Source organism: Alistipes sp. dk3624 (genome assembly GCF_009557455.1).
Taxonomy (GTDB): Bacteria; Bacteroidota; Bacteroidia; order Bacteroidales; family Rikenellaceae; genus Alistipes_A; species Alistipes_A hominis.
In genome coordinates, this window is record NZ_CP045651.1 from 1,662,917 (window position 1) to 1,678,461 (window position 15,545).

Sequence of the window (15,545 nt, forward strand, 5' to 3'; positions counted from 1 at the left end):
CCACTTTCCCGTGACGCGAAGGTAACCAAAAAACGGCAATGTACAAGGCGCGGCGACAAAAAAAAGAGACGCCGTCCGCAATGGACGGCGTCTCGGGGTCGAAACGGACGGACGGTTAGCATTGAACTTTGCCGGCCGATCCCAGTACATTAATCAGTTTGTGTTCGTACAATTTTTTCAGGCTTTCGCGGGCCGGGCCCAGGTATTTGCGCGGGTCAAACTCGGCCGGCTTGGTAGCCAGCACTTCACGAACGGCAGCGGTCATCGCCAGACGGCCGTCGGAGTCGATGTTGATCTTGCAAACGGCGCTTTCGGCAGCCTTGCGGAGCTGTTCTTCGGGAATACCGATCGCATCTTTCAGCGCGCCGCCGTATTTGTTGATAACGGCGACCAGATCCTGCGGAACCGACGAAGATCCGTGCAACACGATCGGGAAGCCAGGAATGCGCTTTTCGATCTCCTGAAGAATATCGAAACGCAACGGGGGCGGAACCAGAACGCCGTTGGCGTCGCGGGTGCACTGCTCCGGCGTAAATTTATTGGCGCCGTGCGACGTTCCGATCGAGATAGCCAGCGAATCGACGCCGGTACGCGATACGAAATCGACTACCTGGTCGGGTTCGGTGTAGGTGTGGTGTTCGGCCTTCACGTCGTCCTCGATACCGGCCAGTACGCCGAGCTCGCCTTCGACGGTCACGTCGAACTGGTGCGCGTAGTCGACCACTTTCTTGGTCAGCGCGATATTCTCTTCGTAGGGCAGGTGCGAACCGTCGATCATCACCGACGAGAAACCCATGTCGATGCACGACTTGCAGAGTTCGAACGAATCGCCGTGGTCGAGGTGCAGCACGATCTGCGGATGAGCGCAACCCAGTTCCTTGGCATATTCCACCGCACCCTGAGCCATATAACGAAGCAGGGTCTGATTGGCATACTTACGGGCACCGCTCGACACCTGCAGGATCACCGGCGATTTTGTTTCGACGGTAGCCTGAATAATGGCCTGCATCTGCTCCATGTTGTTGAAGTTGAATGCAGCGATGGCGTATTTGCCCTCGATGGCCTTTTTAAACATCTCTCTCGTGTTCACAAGACCCAAATCTTTGTAATTTACCATGACAACTTATTTTTAGGTTAACAAATTCGGAAATTCTCCGTTTACGGCGGCCGCCTCGCAACGTCGTTGCGCCGACCGTCCGTCCGGCGCAATCGCATCCGGACGCTTTCCCGGTCGATTCCGTCCGATCCGGGTTTCAAATTTAATCATTTTCCGGCGCAATCCGACGAGTTTCGTAAAAAAATTTAAAATTCCCGTTCGTCGAATCCGCAGCGGACTTACAACCGGGCACGCAGCAATTTGCCCTCGTCCTCGTAACCCGGCTTGCCGAGCAGCGCGAACATATTCTTCTTGTACGCCTCCACGCCCGGCTGATCGAACGGATTGACGCCCAACGTATAACCGCTGATACCGCATGATTTTTCGAAGAAGTAGAGCAGGGCGCCGAGGTAGTACTCGTTCAACTCGGGAATTTCGATCCGGATATTCGGCACACCGCCGTCCACGTGGGCCAGCATCGTCCCCATCTCGGCCATCAGATTCACTTCGCCGATCCGTTTGCCGGCCAGGTAGTTCAGTCCGTCCAGGTTATCCGGATCGGAATCGATCTTCAGACTGTGCCGCGGCTTTTCGACGCTGATAACCGTCTCTATCAGCGTGCGTTCGCCCTGTTGGATATACTGTCCCATCGAGTGCAGGTCGGCGGTCAGCGTCACGCTGGCCGGGAAGATACCTTTGCCTTCTTTCCCTTCGCTCTCCCCGTAAAGCTGCTTCCACCATTCGGACACGTACTGGAGCCTCGGATCGTAGCTGGCCAGTATCTCGATCTTATACCCCTTTTTGTACAACGCGTTCCGCGCAGCCGCATACTGAACGGCCGGATTTTCGTCGAACGGAACGTCGGCAGCCGTCATTTTCGCCATATCCTGCGCGCCGCGCACCAATTCGCCGATGTTGATTCCGGCAACGGCCAGCGGCAGCAAGCCGACCGGCGTCAGCACCGAATAGCGTCCGCCGATGTCGTCCGGAATCACGAACGTAGCGTAGCCCTCCTGCGTGGCCAGCGTCCGCAGTGCGCCGCGTTTGGCATCGGTCACGGCAACGATCCGTTTGGCGGCTTCCGCCTTGCCATAACGGGTCTCGATCTCCTCTTTGACGATCCGGAAAGCAACGGCCGGCTCGGTCGTCGTCCCGGACTTAGAGATCACGATGGCAGCCAGCTTGTACGGCTTCGTAGCGGCCAGCAGCTCATACAGGTAGTCCTCGCTGAGATTCTGCCCGGCGAACAGCACGATCGGCTTATCCTGTTTCTTGTGCAACAGTTGGAACGGATCGCTCATGGCTTCCAGCACGGCTTTCGCCCCGAGGTAAGAGCCCCCGATCCCGATCACCACGATCACTTCGGCCAGCGAAGCCAGCGATTTCGCGCAATCGTTAACGGCGTCCAGTTGGGCGGGGGTAATCTGCTCGGGCAGGTCCACCCACCCCAGAAAATCGTTCCCGTCGCCGCTGCCGTCGGACAACATGCGGTTCGACACTTCGACCCGTTCTTTTATCAATTCGAGATCCACGGGTTCGAGAATCCCGTAGATTTTGTCGATAGAAACTTTAATAATACTCATGATAATTATGTTTTGATGGATTTTACATGCCTTTACAGCAGCCGTCCGGTCAACCGGCCGACCGAGACCGACGGCGAAGCGCCGTCATAGAGAACGTCGTACACCATCCGCGCAATCGGCATATCCACGCCGCGCTGCCGGTTGATTTTCATAATGCATTCGGCCGCGTAATACCCTTCGGCCACCATGCTCATCTCCATCTGCGCCGAATGCACCGAATAGCCCTTGCCGATCATCAGTCCGAACCGACGGTTGCGACTGAACTGCGAATAGGAAGTAACCAACAGGTCGCCCAGATAAGCCGATGCGAACGTATTCCGGTTGCTGGGATAAGTCTGCGACATGAAACGCGACATCTCCATCGCCCCGTTCGAAATCAGCACGGCCAGAAAATTATCCCCGTAACCGAGGCCGACCGCGATCCCGACCGCAATCGCATAAATATTTTTCAGCACGGAAGCATATTCTATGCCGTATATGTCGGTCGAATGACCGACGTTTATATAATCGGTCCGAATTTTATCGCCCAGGATGCGCGAGTTTTCGAGCGTCTTGCAAACGACCGTCAGGTAGGAGAGCCGTTCGAGCGCCACCTCTTCGGCATGGCACGGGCCGGACACGATCCCGATCTGATCGAACGGAACGTCGTACCGGCGGTTGACGTACTCGGCCACCGTGATCAGATCGTCGGGAACGATGCCTTTGATCGCAGAGACGATGAATTTATCGCCGAGCGGTTCGGTCAGGGGTTCGAGCGTCGTTTTCAGGTAAACGGACGGAGCTGCCAGCACGACGATCTCCGCATCGCGCGCCACCTCGTCGAGACTGTCCGACAGGTGCAGGCTCCCCGGATCGAAACGGACGTCCCGCAGGTAGCGCGGGTTGGTCCCGTGCTTACGCACATGCTCCAGGACATCCCGGTTGCGGATGTACCAGCCGACGTTCCGTTCGTTTTCGAGAAGTATCTTGACCAGAGCCGTAGCCCAACTGCCGTGACCGACCACCGCACACCGCGCGTTCCGATCGATGTTGTACGCCATGATTTTATTCGCTTTCAGACCACAAATTTACAAATTATTTAAAATTTTCGCTATTCCGGAGCCGTTTTATCCGGAAACAGCCGCATAAATCGCACCCGGAACCGCAACGCCACCGCCCGGCGACCAAAAACTTCATTTTACGGACCGTCCGCCGCACCGGCAAAACGGCCGGAAGCAAAAAAAAGAGACACAATCCATTTTTTGAAGTATAAACTCAAGCTGTAAACTCTTTTTTTGTATCTTTGTACGATTGATAAATACTAAACCATACAAGACGGTGAAAAAGATAAAAGGAGCACTTATTTCGGTCTACTACAAAGACGGCCTGGAACAGATTGTCAGAAAATTAGCGGAGGACGGCGTAACGATCTATTCGACCGGCGGAACCCTTTCGTTCATCGAGGGACTCGGTCTGAAAGCCGTGTCGGTCGAGAGCCTGACGGGGTATCCGTCGATCCTCGGCGGACGCGTGAAAACGCTCCATCCGAAAGTTTTCGGAGGGATCCTCTCCCGCCGCGACAATCCGCAGGACGCCGAACAGACCGCTCAATACGAGATCCCGGAAATCGACGCGGTGATCGTCGACCTCTATCCCTTCGAACAAACCGTCGCTTCGGGGGCCGAAGAGCAGGCCGTGATCGAAAAAATCGACATCGGGGGCATCTCGCTGATCCGCGCCGCAGCGAAAAACTTCAAGGACGTGGTGATCGTACCGTCGGTCGACCAATACGCCGAATTCTACGAAATCATTACCGCCCAACAATGCGCTACGACGCTCGAACAGCGCCGTCGTTTCGCAGCCTATGCGTTCGACGTCAGCTCGCACTACGATTCGGCCATCTTCAACTATTTCAACCGCCAAGAACAGATCGGCTCGTTCAAGCTGAGTTTCAACGGCGGAACGCCGCTGCGCTACGGGGAGAATCCCCACCAGTCGGCCGTCTTCTACGGCGACCTCGAACGACTGTTCGACAAACTGCACGGCAAGGACATCTCGTACAACAACATGCTCGACATCGACGCGGCGATCAACCTGATCGAAGAGTTCGACGAACCGACCTTCGTAATCATGAAACACAACAACGCCTGCGGCGTGGCGACGCGCCCGACGCTGTCCGAAGCGTGGAAAGACGCGCTGGCCGGCGACCCGGTTTCGGCTTTCGGCGGCGTGCTGATCTGTAACCGCGAAGTGGATGCGACGACCGCCGAAGAGATCAACAAGCTTTTCTTCGAAGTGATCCTGGCGCCCTCGTACACCGACGAGGCGCTCGCCGTCCTGGAATGCAAGAAAAACCGCATCATTCTGCGGCTGAAAGATACGACGCGCTGTCCGAAACAGTTCCGTTCGCTGCTGAACGGCGTAGCGGTGCAGGATCGCGACCTGAAAGTCGGAGGCGTAGACGGCGAACCGCGCTACGCGACCGAGAAACAGGCCGCGCCCGAACAGCTCAAAGACTTGATCTTCGCGAACAAGATCGTAAAACATTCCAAGAGCAACGCGATCGTACTGGCCAAGGCCGGTATGCTGATCGCCAGCGGCATCGGCCAAACCTCGCGCGTGGATGCGCTGAAACAGGCCATCGCGAAAGCCAAAAGTTTCGGGTTCGACCTGACGGGGGCCGTGATGGCGTCGGATGCGTTCTTCCCGTTCGGCGACTGCGTCGAAATCGCCCACAAGGAGGGCATCGACGCCGTGATTCAGCCGGGCGGCTCGGTACGCGACCAGGAGAGCATCGACTACTGCAACGCGAACGGCATGGCAATGTTGTTCACCGGTCTCAGACATTTCAAGCACTAACAAACCCTCTCACTATAAAGACCTAACGATTATGGGCTTATTTTCATTGACACAGGAGTTGGCCATCGACCTCGGCACGGCCAACACGATCATAATCAGCAACGGGAAAATCGTCGTGGACGAGCCGTCGATCGTGGCGCTCGACCAGCATACCGGCAAGGCGATGGCGATCGGCAAAAAAGCGCGCCAGATGCACGGCAAAACCCATCAGAATATCAAGACGGTACGCCCGTTGAAAGACGGCGTGATCGCCGATTTCAACGCCGCGGAGATCATGCTGCGCGGTCTGATCAAAATGGTCAAGAGCAACGGACGGCTGTTCAGTCCGTCGCTGAAAATGGTGATCTGCATCCCGTCCGGCTCGACCAACGTGGAGATCCGGGCCGTGCGCGATTCGGCCGAACACGCCGGCGGCCGCGAAGTGTATATGATCTACGAACCGATGGCCGCCGCGCTCGGCGCCGGACTCGACGTCGAAGCCCCCGAAGGCAACATGGTAGTCGACATCGGAGGCGGTACGACCGAAATCGCTTGCATCTCGCTCGGAGGAATCGTCTGCAGCGAGAGTATCAACGTTGCCGGAGACGTCTTTACAGAAGACATACAGACCTATATCCGTCAGCAGCACAACATGCGCATCGGCGAGCGGACGGCCGAGGATATCAAGATCGCCGTCGGAGCCGCGCTGTCGGAATTGGAGGAAGAGCCTGAAGACTTCGAAGTGACGGGGCCGAACATCCTGACGTCGTTGCCGTCGGTACTGAGCGTCTCGTACAGCGAAATGGCCTACGCGCTCGAAAAATCGCTCGTCAAAATCGACGCGGCAATTATGAAGGTACTCGAAATGGTTCCGCCCGAATTGTATGCCGACATCGCCCGAAACGGGATTTACCTCGCCGGCGGCGGAGCGTTGCTCAAAGGGCTCGACCGGAGGCTGTCCGAGAAAACCAATATCCCGTTCCACATCGCCGAAGACCCGCTGCGCGCCGTAGCGCGGGGCACGGGCATTGCGCTGAAGAACATCGGACGTTTTTCGTTCCTGATGCGATAACCCTTTAACACGAACCGCCGCAAGAGAATGATCAAGTTTTTCCTGTTCATCAAGAAGATCCATTTCGTATTGATCTTCATCATTCTCGAAGCGTTTGCGATACACTATTACGCAAACAGCACCAGCTACACGAAAGCGAAGCTGATTACCGCCTCCAACTATGTTGTAGGCGGTATCTATTCGCAGATATCGGGACTGAACAGCTACCTGCACCTGAAAAAGGAGAATGCAGCGCTGACTGCCCGGGTAGCGCTGCTGGAAAACGAACTCGACGGTTTGCGGCGCGACGGCAGCGACCCGGCCGTACCGCCGGACTCGCTGCTTTTCACCGAAGATTCTGTCGCCGGCCGACGGCAGTTCGCTTACTTCCCGGCTCGGGTCATCAACAACTCGATCATCCGGCAGGAGAACTACATCACGCTGAACCGCGGCGTCGAAGACGGCTTGCAGCCCGATATGGCGGTCGTGGCCGACAGGGGCATCGCGGGTTACGTAATGAACTGTTCGGATCATTTCGCCGTGTGTATGTCGGTGCTGAACCGCGGCTTCAAAACGAGCGGAAAGATCAAAGGAACCGACTATTTCGGATCGGTTTCGTGGGACGGCGCGAGTTACGAATACGTCATGCTGACCGAAATCGCAAAATACGCGCAGATCCATGTCGGCGACACGATCGTGACGACCTCGCACTCGTCACGGTTTCCGCCGGGGCTCATGATCGGCACGGTGGCGGACTTCGAACTGAACAACGCGACCTATTACGACGTCCGGGTAAAACTGCATACCGACATCGCCGCACTGAACAACGTAGTGGTGATCAAATACCTGGACGCCGAAGAGCGCGAAACGCTGGAAAACGACGTTTCGATGACTTCGGCCGCTGTGCAATAAAGCGGCCAAACACACTGCAAACGACGAAGAAACGATGTACAGAACGCTGGAATATACGATCCTATTCGTGGTAATGGCCCTGTTGCAGGTTTTCCTGTTCAGCCGGATCGGGGTCAGCGTCTACATTCATCCGCTGGCCTACGTCGCCTTTATCATCCTGCTGCCGATGGAGATCGCGCCGCTGCTGTTGCTGACGCTCGGACTGTTGATGGGCGTCACGATGGACGTTTTCATGGGAACGGCCGGAATCAACACGATCGCCACGCTGTTCGTCGCATTCTGCCGCCCGACGCTGCTGAACCTGCTGGCCGGCAAAGACGAGGTGAAGGACGGCGGAATTCCGAACGTCAACCGGCTCGGGATCAAAAAATTCATCAAATACGCCTCCTTCATGGTGCTGCTGCACAGCACGGTATTCTTTATTTTCGAAACGCTGTCGCTGCACTTCTTCTACCTTACGCTGCTGCGGATCCTCCTGAGTTCGGCGGTTACGCTGCTGCTGGTGTATTTCTGCCAACGCCTGTTCTCGGTCAACCGTCAAAAACCGTAACGCCGTGGATACCCCCCGCCGAATCAAAACCTTACAGGGAGTCGTCATCGTCATCGCGGCGATCGTCCTGCTGCGGCTGTTCTATATCCAGGTGCTCGACGGCAGCTACAAGACGAATGCAGACAACAACGTCCTGCGCTACATGGTGCAGTACCCGCCCCGGGGCGAAGTTTACGACCGAAACGGACGCTTCCTGGTACAGAGCAAAGAGGCTTACGACCTGATGGCGACCCCGCGCGAAGTGCGGCCGTTCGACACCGCGCTGATGAGCCGCATCCTGGGCGTACCGGTCGAACAGATCCGCAAGGAGCTGATCAAAGCGTCCAATTTCTCGCGCCGTAGGGCGTCGGTCATCGTCAAACAGTTGCCCAAAGAGACCAAACTGCGCCTCGAAGAGCACCAATTCCCCGGATTCTTCACCGTTTACCGCACCGTCCGGTCGTACCCGACTAAAATGGCGGGCAACCTGCTGGGATACGTCGGCGAAGTGGACGACCGGATCCTGGAACGCGACCCGTACTACCGCAGCGGCGACTACATCGGGCGCAGCGGCATCGAACAGGCCTACGAAGAAGTGCTGCGCGGAGAGAAAGGAGTGAAAATCGAAATGGTGGACGTGCACGGTATCCCGAAAGGCTCCTATGCGAACGGTATTTACGACACGCTGCCGTCTCCGGGCGTGGCGATCACCTGTACGATCGACGCGCGGCTGCAAGCGCTGGCCGAAGAACTGATGGAAGGCAAAGTGGGCAGCGTCGTCGCGATCGAGCCGGAAACGGGCGAAATCCTCGTGATGGCCAACAGTCCGACCTACGACCCGGACGAACTGGTGGGCCGCGATCGCGGCAACAACTACATGAAACTGCTCAACGACCCGCGGCGGCCGCTTTACAACCGCGCGGTCATGTCGTTCTACCCCCCCGGTTCAACGTTCAAAGTGATCCAGGGACTCATTGGAATGCAGGAGGGCGTGCTGTCGCCGTCGCAAACCTATCCCTGTCACGGAGGATACCCGTACGGGCGCGGCGTCAAATGCCACGCGCACGGATCGCCGCTCGACCTGGAGGCAGCCATCGCGAACTCCTGCAACGCCTACTTCTGCTACGTTTTCCGGAATATCATCGAAAACAAAAAATACAAAAACATCGAGGAAGGTTTCGGCGTGTGGGCGGACTATGTTCGCAGTTTCGGGTACGGCCGCAAACTCGGAACGGACTTTACCGGCGAACTGAACGGGAACGTCCCCTCCTCCGAATTTTACGACAAGGCCTACCGGGGCCGATGGAACGGACTGACCGTAATCTCGCTGTCGATCGGGCAGGGCGAGCTGGGCTGCACCCCGTTGCAGATGGCCAACATGGTGGCTACGGTCGCCAACCGGGGCCATTACCGCACTCCGCACGTGGTCAAGCGGATACACGACCGCGACTCGATCGACGCGCGGTTCTACGTCAACCACACCACCCGGGTGGACGCCCGCTGGTTCGAACCGATCGTCGAAGGGATGTACCAAGCGGTCAACGGCGGCGGAACGGGCCGGATCGCGATGGTGCCGGGCCTGGATATCTGCGGCAAGACCGGTACGGCTCAGAATCCGCACGGGGCCGACAACAGCACATTCTTTTGCTTCGCCCCGCGAAACAACCCGAAGATAGCCGTCTCGGTCTACATCGAAAACGGGGGATTCGGCGCCACCGTCGCAGCCCCGATCGCCAGCCTGCTGACCGAGCTTTACCTCACCGATACGATCCAGCGCGCGCCGCTGGTGGAATACGTCAAAAACAAACAGATCGCCTACCCGTATTATGAGAGACAACAGCGAAAATAGACTCGCCGTGGGCGGCGTGGACTGGGTGGCGGTGCTGGCATACGTTCTGCTGGTGCTGATGGGCTGGCTGAATATTTACGCCGCCGTCTACGACGACGCGCATGCCAGCATCTTCGACGTCGGCCAGCGTTACGGGATGCAACTGGTCTGGATCGGGGCGTCGGCATTCATCGCGGTGTCGATCTTGCTGATCGACGACAAGTATTACCACGTGCTGGCCTACCCGCTGTATTGGATCATGATCCTGGTACTGGTCGGCGTGCTGCTATTCGGCAAGGAGGTCAACGGCGCGAAAGCGTGGATCATGCTGGGCCCGGTGGCGATCCAGCCGACCGAGTTCGCGAAATTCACCACCGCGCTGGCGCTGGCCCGTTACATGAGTTCCTACACGTTCGACATCCGCAAGCCGGGCGATCTACTGCGCGCGGGCATGATCGTCGGACTGCCGGTGCTGATCGTAATCCTGCAGAACGACACCGGTTCGGCCCTCGTATACGGCTCGTTCCTGTTCATGTTTTACCGCGAAGGGTTCAACGGCTGGGTCTACGTGGCGCTGATCATGATTATCTCGCTGTTCGTCTTTTCGTTCCTGCTCGAACCGGTCACGCTGCTGATCGTGCTGATCCTCGTCTGCGCGATCGGCGAAGGGGTGTCGAACGGCAACTGGAAAAGCAAAGTCACCTACCTGGCCGGACTGGCGCTCGGCTCGATCCTGCTCTACCTGCTGTTCAACGCCGTCCTGCGGATCGGCATGAGCTGGCACACGGCCATTTTGATCGCCGCCGTGCTGTCGGTCGGAGCCGTGGTCGCCTACGCTTACCGGTACAAAATACACAATATACTGACGTTCATCTTGCTCTTCTTCGGATCGCTCGGATTCACCTACACGATCGATTACGCTTTCCAGCACCTACAGATACACCAACAAAAGCGAATCCTCGATCTGCTGGGCCTGGAATCCGACCTGAAAGGCTGGGGCTACAACGTAAACCAGTCGAAAATCGCGATCGGATCGGGCGGTTTCAGCGGCAAAGGCTTTCTCGAAGGGACGCAAACGAAATTCAATTTCGTCCCCGAACAAAGTACCGACTTCATCTTCTGCACGGTCGGCGAAGAGTGGGGATTCCTGGGCAGCGCCGTCATCGTCGTCCTGTTCACCGTCCTGATCCTGCGGATCATTCGGATGGGCGAGCGTCAGATGGAACCCTTCGGCCGGATCTATTGCTACTGCGTGGCGTCGATCTTTCTGTTCCACGTAGCGGTCAATATCGGCATGACGATTGGTATCATGCCGGTAATCGGCATTCCGTTGCCGTTTTTCAGCTATGGCGGCTCGTCGCTGATCGCCTTCACGATCCTGCTCTTCGTAGCGATCAAGCTGGACGCATCCAAACACGAACTGTTAACATAACCCTAATCAGCCATACACCATGTCGAATTCCCTGAAAGGACTCACGCAGGACGAAGTAATCCGAAGCCGCGAACAATACGGCGCCAACCTGCTCACCCCGCCGAAACGCAAATCGCTGTGGCGCCTGTTCATCGAAAAATTCAACGATCCGGTCATCCGCATCCTGCTGGTGGCGGCCGTGCTGTCGCTCGGGATCGGTTTCATACATAATGAATTCGCCGAAGCGATCGGCATTTTCTGCGCGATCTTCCTGGCTACCGGCGTCGCATTCTGGTTCGAATACGACGCGATGAAGAAATTCGACGTGCTGAACAGCACCAACGACGACACGCCAGTGAAAGCCGTCCGCGACGGAGCCGTCGCCGAGATCCCGAAAAAAGAGGTCGTGGTCGGCGACATCGTCCTGCTCGAAAGCGGCGAAGAGGTGCCTGCCGACGGAATTCTGCAGGAAGCCGTGTCGCTGAAGATCAACGAATCGACGCTGACCGGGGAACCGCAGATCGGCAAAACGACCGACCCGGCCCATTTCGACAAAGAATCGACTTATCCGTCCGACCACGTCATGCGCGGAACGACCGTGGTCGAAGGCCATGGCGTCATGCAAGTGACCGCCGTAGGGGACGCCACCGAATTCGGCAAAGTCGCCGAACAAGCCACCGTCGAGAGCAATGAAGAGACCCCGCTGAACCTGCAACTGCAACGCCTGTCGAAGCTGATCGGACGCGTCGGCATCTCGCTGGCGATCGTCACGTTCGCAGCGCTGATCGTCAAAGGTATGCTGACGGGCGACTTGTTGACGGCCGACTGGCTGACCGTCGCAACCGAAGTGTTGCAATACTTCATGGTAGCCGTCACGCTGATCGTCGTGGCCGTGCCGGAAGGATTGCCGATGAGCGTCACGCTGTCGCTCGCGGTCAACATGCGGCGGATGCTCCGTACGAATAACCTCGTCCGGAAAATGCACGCCAGCGAAACGATGGGAGCGATCACGGTGATCTGCACCGACAAGACCGGCACGCTGACCCGCAATGAAATGCGCGTTTACGAAACCAAATTCTCCGAGGACGGGATCGACCCGCTGATCCGCGAAGGAATCGCCGCGAACTCGACCGCCTTCCTGGACGCGAACGGCAAAGTGATCGGCAACCCGACCGAAGGGGCATTGCTGCTGTGGCTCAAAGACCGGGGCGCCGACTACGCCGCGCTGCGCGACGCCGCGGAGACGGTCGATCAAATGACCTTCACCACCGAACGCAAATTCATGGCGACACTGGTCGACTCGGCTTCCGGCAAACGCATTCTCTACATAAAAGGCGCTCCCGAAATCATCCTGGCCAAGTGCGCCGGTTTCGGGGCGAAAGCCGAAGTGGAAAAGCAACTGTCCGCCTACCAGAACATGGCGATGCGGACGCTCGGATTCGCTTACGCCGTATGCGACGGCGTGGATACCTGCGACGAAGCGCTCGAACGCTGCCCGCTGCATTTCATCGGGATCGCCGCCATCTCCGACCCGGTACGCGACGACGTGCCGGCTGCCGTGGCAGAGTGCTTGTCCGCAGGTATCGACGTGAAAATCGTTACCGGCGACACCCCGGCGACGGCCAAAGAGATCGGTCGACAGATCGGCCTGTGGACGGCGGAAGACACCGACCGCAACCACATCACCGGCTCCGAATTCGCCGCGCTGAGCGACGAGGAACTGCTCGAACGGGTACAGTCGTTGAAGATCATGTCGCGCGCGCGGCCGCTGGACAAACAGCGGCTCGTAAGACTGTTGCAACAAAAAGGGGAAGTGGTGGCCGTCACCGGCGATGGCACGAACGACGCGCCGGCGCTGAATTTCGCGCAGGTCGGACTGTCGATGGGTACCGGAACCTCCGTAGCCAAAGAAGCCAGCGACATCACGCTGCTCGACGACTCGTTCAGCAGCATCGCCACGGCCGTGATGTGGGGCCGCTCGCTGTACCGCAACATCCAGCGGTTCGTACTGTTCCAACTGACGATCAACTTCGTGGCGATCATCATCGTACTGTTCGGCTCGATTTTCGGCAGCGAATTGCCGCTGACCGTCACGCAAATGCTGTGGGTCAACCTGATCATGGACACTTTCGCGGCGCTGGCGCTCGCTTCGCTGCCGCCGAGCCGCAGCGTGATGCGCGAAAAACCGCGCAAAAACAGCGACTTCATCATTTCGCGCCCGATGATGCGCTCGATCGTCGGCGTCGGACTGCTTTTCGTCGCCGTACTGCTCGGCATACTGTACTACTTCGGATCGGCAATCACGATCTACGAGCTCTCCGCATTCTTCACGGTATTCGTCATGCTGCAATTCTGGAACATGTTCAACGCGAAGGGATTCGGCACAACCACCCCGATCTGGAAAGCGGTCGGGGGCTGCGCCCCGTTTTTCGGCGTGCTGCTGCTAATCTTGGCCGGTCAATTCATCATCGTAACCTGGGGCGGAAACGTCTTCCGCACGGTTCCGCTCTCCGGCTGCGACTGGCTGACTATCATCGGAGCCACTTCGCTGGTGATGTGGGGCGGCGAGTTGACCCGCGCGCTGAGTTCCCGCCGCAGGCACACAACGAAATAGACCGGGACGCAGAAGGGCAAGCTATCCGACCCCGGCGCACCCGGGAAACAGGCGTGCGAACCACGATTTTCCGGAAGCGATCCGCACCCCATTGCGGTAACAGGCGCCCGCTTCTTCTGCCGGATAATATCCTTCGAACAGGTCGACGATCAGATCGGCTTCGAACAACGTTTCGAAGCCCAATTCAATGGTTTTTTGCACATTGTGGTGCGAACCGACCACGTCGACGATCCACTGCGCGTCGGCAGAAGCGAACGACCCTTTTCAATATCCGATCCACCCTGTTTTCCATACGCTTCCGTTTAGTCCGGCCGGCAATTCCGGCCCTTTCCGCAAAATTAGGAAAAAGGGTATAAAATTGCATATCACCGTTAAAAAACATACATTTGTCAACTAACCAATCACAAACGCCATGAAAAAACATACTTTCCTGACCGGACTGCTGCGATGGATCGTTGCAGGAATATTTATTTTTTCGGGGTTTGTCAAAGCCGTCGATCCGTGGGGCACGGCCATCAAATTCGGAGAATATTTCAACACCTTCGGAATGGGTTGGCTGTCCGGAGCCGAATACACCTTTTCGATCCTGCTGTCCGCCTCGGAAATGCTGCTGGGATTCTGCCTGCTGTTCCGTATCCGGGAAAAGAGCGTCACGACACTGTTGACGATCCTGCTCGGATTCTTCACGCTGCTGACTTTCGTGCTCGCCCTGTGGAACCCGGTGGCCGACTGCGGCTGTTTCGGCGACTTCGTCAAACTGACCAACTGGCAGACCTTTTTCAAAAACGTAATCCTGCTGCTGTTTACCGTCGTCCTGTGGCGCACGGCTTGGAAACAGCCTTTCAGACAGCACAACCGTTACGCCTCGACAGTCGAATGGAGCATGATCTTTTTCTTCGGGCTGCTGTCGTCTGGGATCGGATTGTACAGCCTGCGCCACCTGCCTCCGATCGACTTTTTGCCGTTCCGCATCGGCGTGAACATCCCGTCGCAGCTGGAAGGTTACGGCAACGATACGCAGACAACGCTGATCTACAAGGACCGCACGACCGGACAGCAACGCGAATTCGACCTTGCCGATACGACCTGGTACGACACGCTGCGCTGGGAATACGTCGACACCCGGATCGTAGAAAACAACCGCAAGCGGCGAAGCGAAATCCAGGACTTTTCCGTTTTCAACGCCGACGAGAATTATGCGCCGACGCTGCTGGCTTCGACCCGCGAAGTTTTCCTGATCGCGCTGAACCCGATCGACCGGCCGTTGTCTTCGATATGCAGCCGGCAAATCGAACAAACCGTGCGCTATGCCGTGAAATACAACTACCCGGTCGTATGCGTCACCGCCTCGGCGTTACCCGAAGACGGGAAAATAACTTTCGGCGACAGTCGTATCCCGGTTTACAACATGGACGGCACGACGCTGAAAATGCTGATCCGCGCCCGGGCGGGACTCGTACTACTGAAAGAGGGGACGATCCTCGGCAAATGGAACTGCCGCGACATCCCGAATTTCGAACGGGATTACGACGGCCGGACGCCGCTCGAAACGGTCACCGAACGGCGCGACCGCAACAACCGCATCTGGCCGCTGGGCCTCCTTGCAGCCGCCTTGGCGTTCATTTACGTCGCCTATACGTCACGACGCGTCAAAGAATAATTTTTTTCGAAAGTCGATCCGGAATGTCCGCGGCCCGAAAACCG

At 57.4% G+C, this 15,545-nt stretch carries 12 protein-coding genes; 8 read left to right on the plus strand and 4 right to left on the minus strand.

Going from position 1 to position 15,545, the window contains the following annotated elements:
* Nucleotides 1-115: 115 nt before the first annotated feature.
* The 3 genes from GFH31_RS07145 to GFH31_RS07155 form a co-directional block, all read right to left on the minus strand.
* Complete coding sequence (locus tag GFH31_RS07145; RefSeq protein ID WP_055203068.1) at nucleotides 116-1,117, minus strand: class II fructose-bisphosphate aldolase; 1,002 nt, start codon at nucleotides 1,115-1,117, stop codon at nucleotides 116-118.
* A 218-nt stretch (nucleotides 1,118-1,335) separates the two neighbouring features.
* Nucleotides 1,336-2,679 carry a glucose-6-phosphate isomerase gene (locus GFH31_RS07150; protein ID WP_101573560.1) on the minus strand — a complete coding sequence of 448 codons (1,344 nt, stop codon included), beginning with the start codon at nucleotides 2,677-2,679 and terminating at the stop codon, nucleotides 1,336-1,338.
* A 32-nt stretch (nucleotides 2,680-2,711) separates the two neighbouring features.
* Nucleotides 2,712-3,719 (minus strand): NAD(P)H-dependent glycerol-3-phosphate dehydrogenase, encoded by a 1,008-nt coding sequence (locus tag GFH31_RS07155; RefSeq protein WP_055203583.1) that lies wholly within the window; start codon nucleotides 3,717-3,719, stop codon nucleotides 2,712-2,714.
* Nucleotides 3,720-3,996: 277 nt separating this feature from the next.
* Here GFH31_RS07155 and purH point away from each other — a divergent pair, with 277 nt between their 5' ends.
* The 7 genes from purH to GFH31_RS07190 are packed head-to-tail and all read left to right on the plus strand — an operon-like array spanning nucleotide 3,997 to nucleotide 13,841.
* On the plus strand, nucleotides 3,997-5,517 hold the full coding sequence (purH, locus tag GFH31_RS07160) for a bifunctional phosphoribosylaminoimidazolecarboxamide formyltransferase/IMP cyclohydrolase (protein WP_055203582.1): 1,521 nt from the start codon (nucleotides 3,997-3,999) through the stop codon (nucleotides 5,515-5,517).
* Nucleotides 5,518-5,548: 31 nt separating this feature from the next.
* Nucleotides 5,549-6,568: a rod shape-determining protein gene (locus GFH31_RS07165; protein ID WP_055203064.1), complete on the plus strand. Its 1,020-nt coding sequence runs from the start codon at nucleotides 5,549-5,551 to the stop codon at nucleotides 6,566-6,568.
* 27 nt (nucleotides 6,569-6,595) lie between these two features.
* Nucleotides 6,596-7,459, plus strand: a complete 864-nt coding sequence (mreC, locus tag GFH31_RS07170) for a rod shape-determining protein MreC (RefSeq protein WP_101573561.1) — start codon at nucleotides 6,596-6,598, stop codon at nucleotides 7,457-7,459.
* Nucleotides 7,460-7,493: 34 nt separating this feature from the next.
* Entirely contained in the window at nucleotides 7,494-8,009 is a 516-nt protein-coding gene (locus tag GFH31_RS07175; protein ID WP_055203060.1) for a hypothetical protein, read from the plus strand.
* A gap of 4 nt (nucleotides 8,010-8,013) precedes the next feature.
* Nucleotides 8,014-9,837 (plus strand): penicillin-binding protein 2, encoded by a 1,824-nt coding sequence (gene mrdA / locus GFH31_RS07180; RefSeq protein WP_055203058.1) that lies wholly within the window; start codon nucleotides 8,014-8,016, stop codon nucleotides 9,835-9,837.
* On the plus strand, nucleotides 9,815-11,248 hold the full coding sequence (gene rodA, locus GFH31_RS07185; RefSeq protein ID WP_118655623.1) for a rod shape-determining protein RodA: 1,434 nt from the start codon (nucleotides 9,815-9,817) through the stop codon (nucleotides 11,246-11,248). Before mrdA ends, rodA begins: the two co-directional genes overlap by 23 nt.
* Before the next feature lie 19 nt (nucleotides 11,249-11,267).
* A complete protein-coding gene (locus GFH31_RS07190) occupies nucleotides 11,268-13,841 on the plus strand; it encodes a calcium-translocating P-type ATPase, PMCA-type (RefSeq protein WP_153497710.1) in 2,574 nt (857 codons plus the stop codon).
* Between the two features lie 21 nt (nucleotides 13,842-13,862).
* On the opposite strand, the gene GFH31_RS07195 is transcribed toward GFH31_RS07190, so the two are convergent.
* On the minus strand, nucleotides 13,863-14,024 hold the full coding sequence (locus GFH31_RS07195) for a hypothetical protein (RefSeq protein ID WP_153497711.1): 162 nt from the start codon (nucleotides 14,022-14,024) through the stop codon (nucleotides 13,863-13,865).
* 229 nt (nucleotides 14,025-14,253) lie between these two features.
* Here GFH31_RS07195 and GFH31_RS07200 point away from each other — a divergent pair, with 229 nt between their 5' ends.
* Complete coding sequence (locus tag GFH31_RS07200; protein WP_153497712.1) at nucleotides 14,254-15,501, plus strand: BT_3928 family protein; 1,248 nt, start codon at nucleotides 14,254-14,256, stop codon at nucleotides 15,499-15,501.
* Nucleotides 15,502-15,545: the final 44 nt, after the last annotated feature.

What these genes read in the sequence shown, in the direction of transcription:
- GFH31_RS07175 (WP_055203060.1), top strand. Translation starts at nt 7,494, where the DNA reads ATGTACAGAACGCTGGAATATACGATCCTATTCGTGGTAATGGCCCTG.
- GFH31_RS07145 (WP_055203068.1), bottom strand. Translation starts at nt 1,117, where the DNA reads ATGGTAAATTACAAAGATTTGGGTCTTGTGAACACGAGAGAGATGTTT.
- GFH31_RS07155 (WP_055203583.1), bottom strand. Translation starts at nt 3,719, where the DNA reads ATGGCGTACAACATCGATCGGAACGCGCGGTGTGCGGTGGTCGGTCAC.
- GFH31_RS07200 (WP_153497712.1), top strand. Translation starts at nt 14,254, where the DNA reads ATGAAAAAACATACTTTCCTGACCGGACTGCTGCGATGGATCGTTGCA.
- mreC (WP_101573561.1), top strand. Translation starts at nt 6,596, where the DNA reads ATGATCAAGTTTTTCCTGTTCATCAAGAAGATCCATTTCGTATTGATC.
- GFH31_RS07190 (WP_153497710.1), top strand. Translation starts at nt 11,268, where the DNA reads ATGTCGAATTCCCTGAAAGGACTCACGCAGGACGAAGTAATCCGAAGC.
- rodA (WP_118655623.1), top strand. Translation starts at nt 9,815, where the DNA reads ATGAGAGACAACAGCGAAAATAGACTCGCCGTGGGCGGCGTGGACTGG.
- GFH31_RS07150 (WP_101573560.1), bottom strand. Translation starts at nt 2,679, where the DNA reads ATGAGTATTATTAAAGTTTCTATCGACAAAATCTACGGGATTCTCGAA.
- GFH31_RS07165 (WP_055203064.1), top strand. Translation starts at nt 5,549, where the DNA reads ATGGGCTTATTTTCATTGACACAGGAGTTGGCCATCGACCTCGGCACG.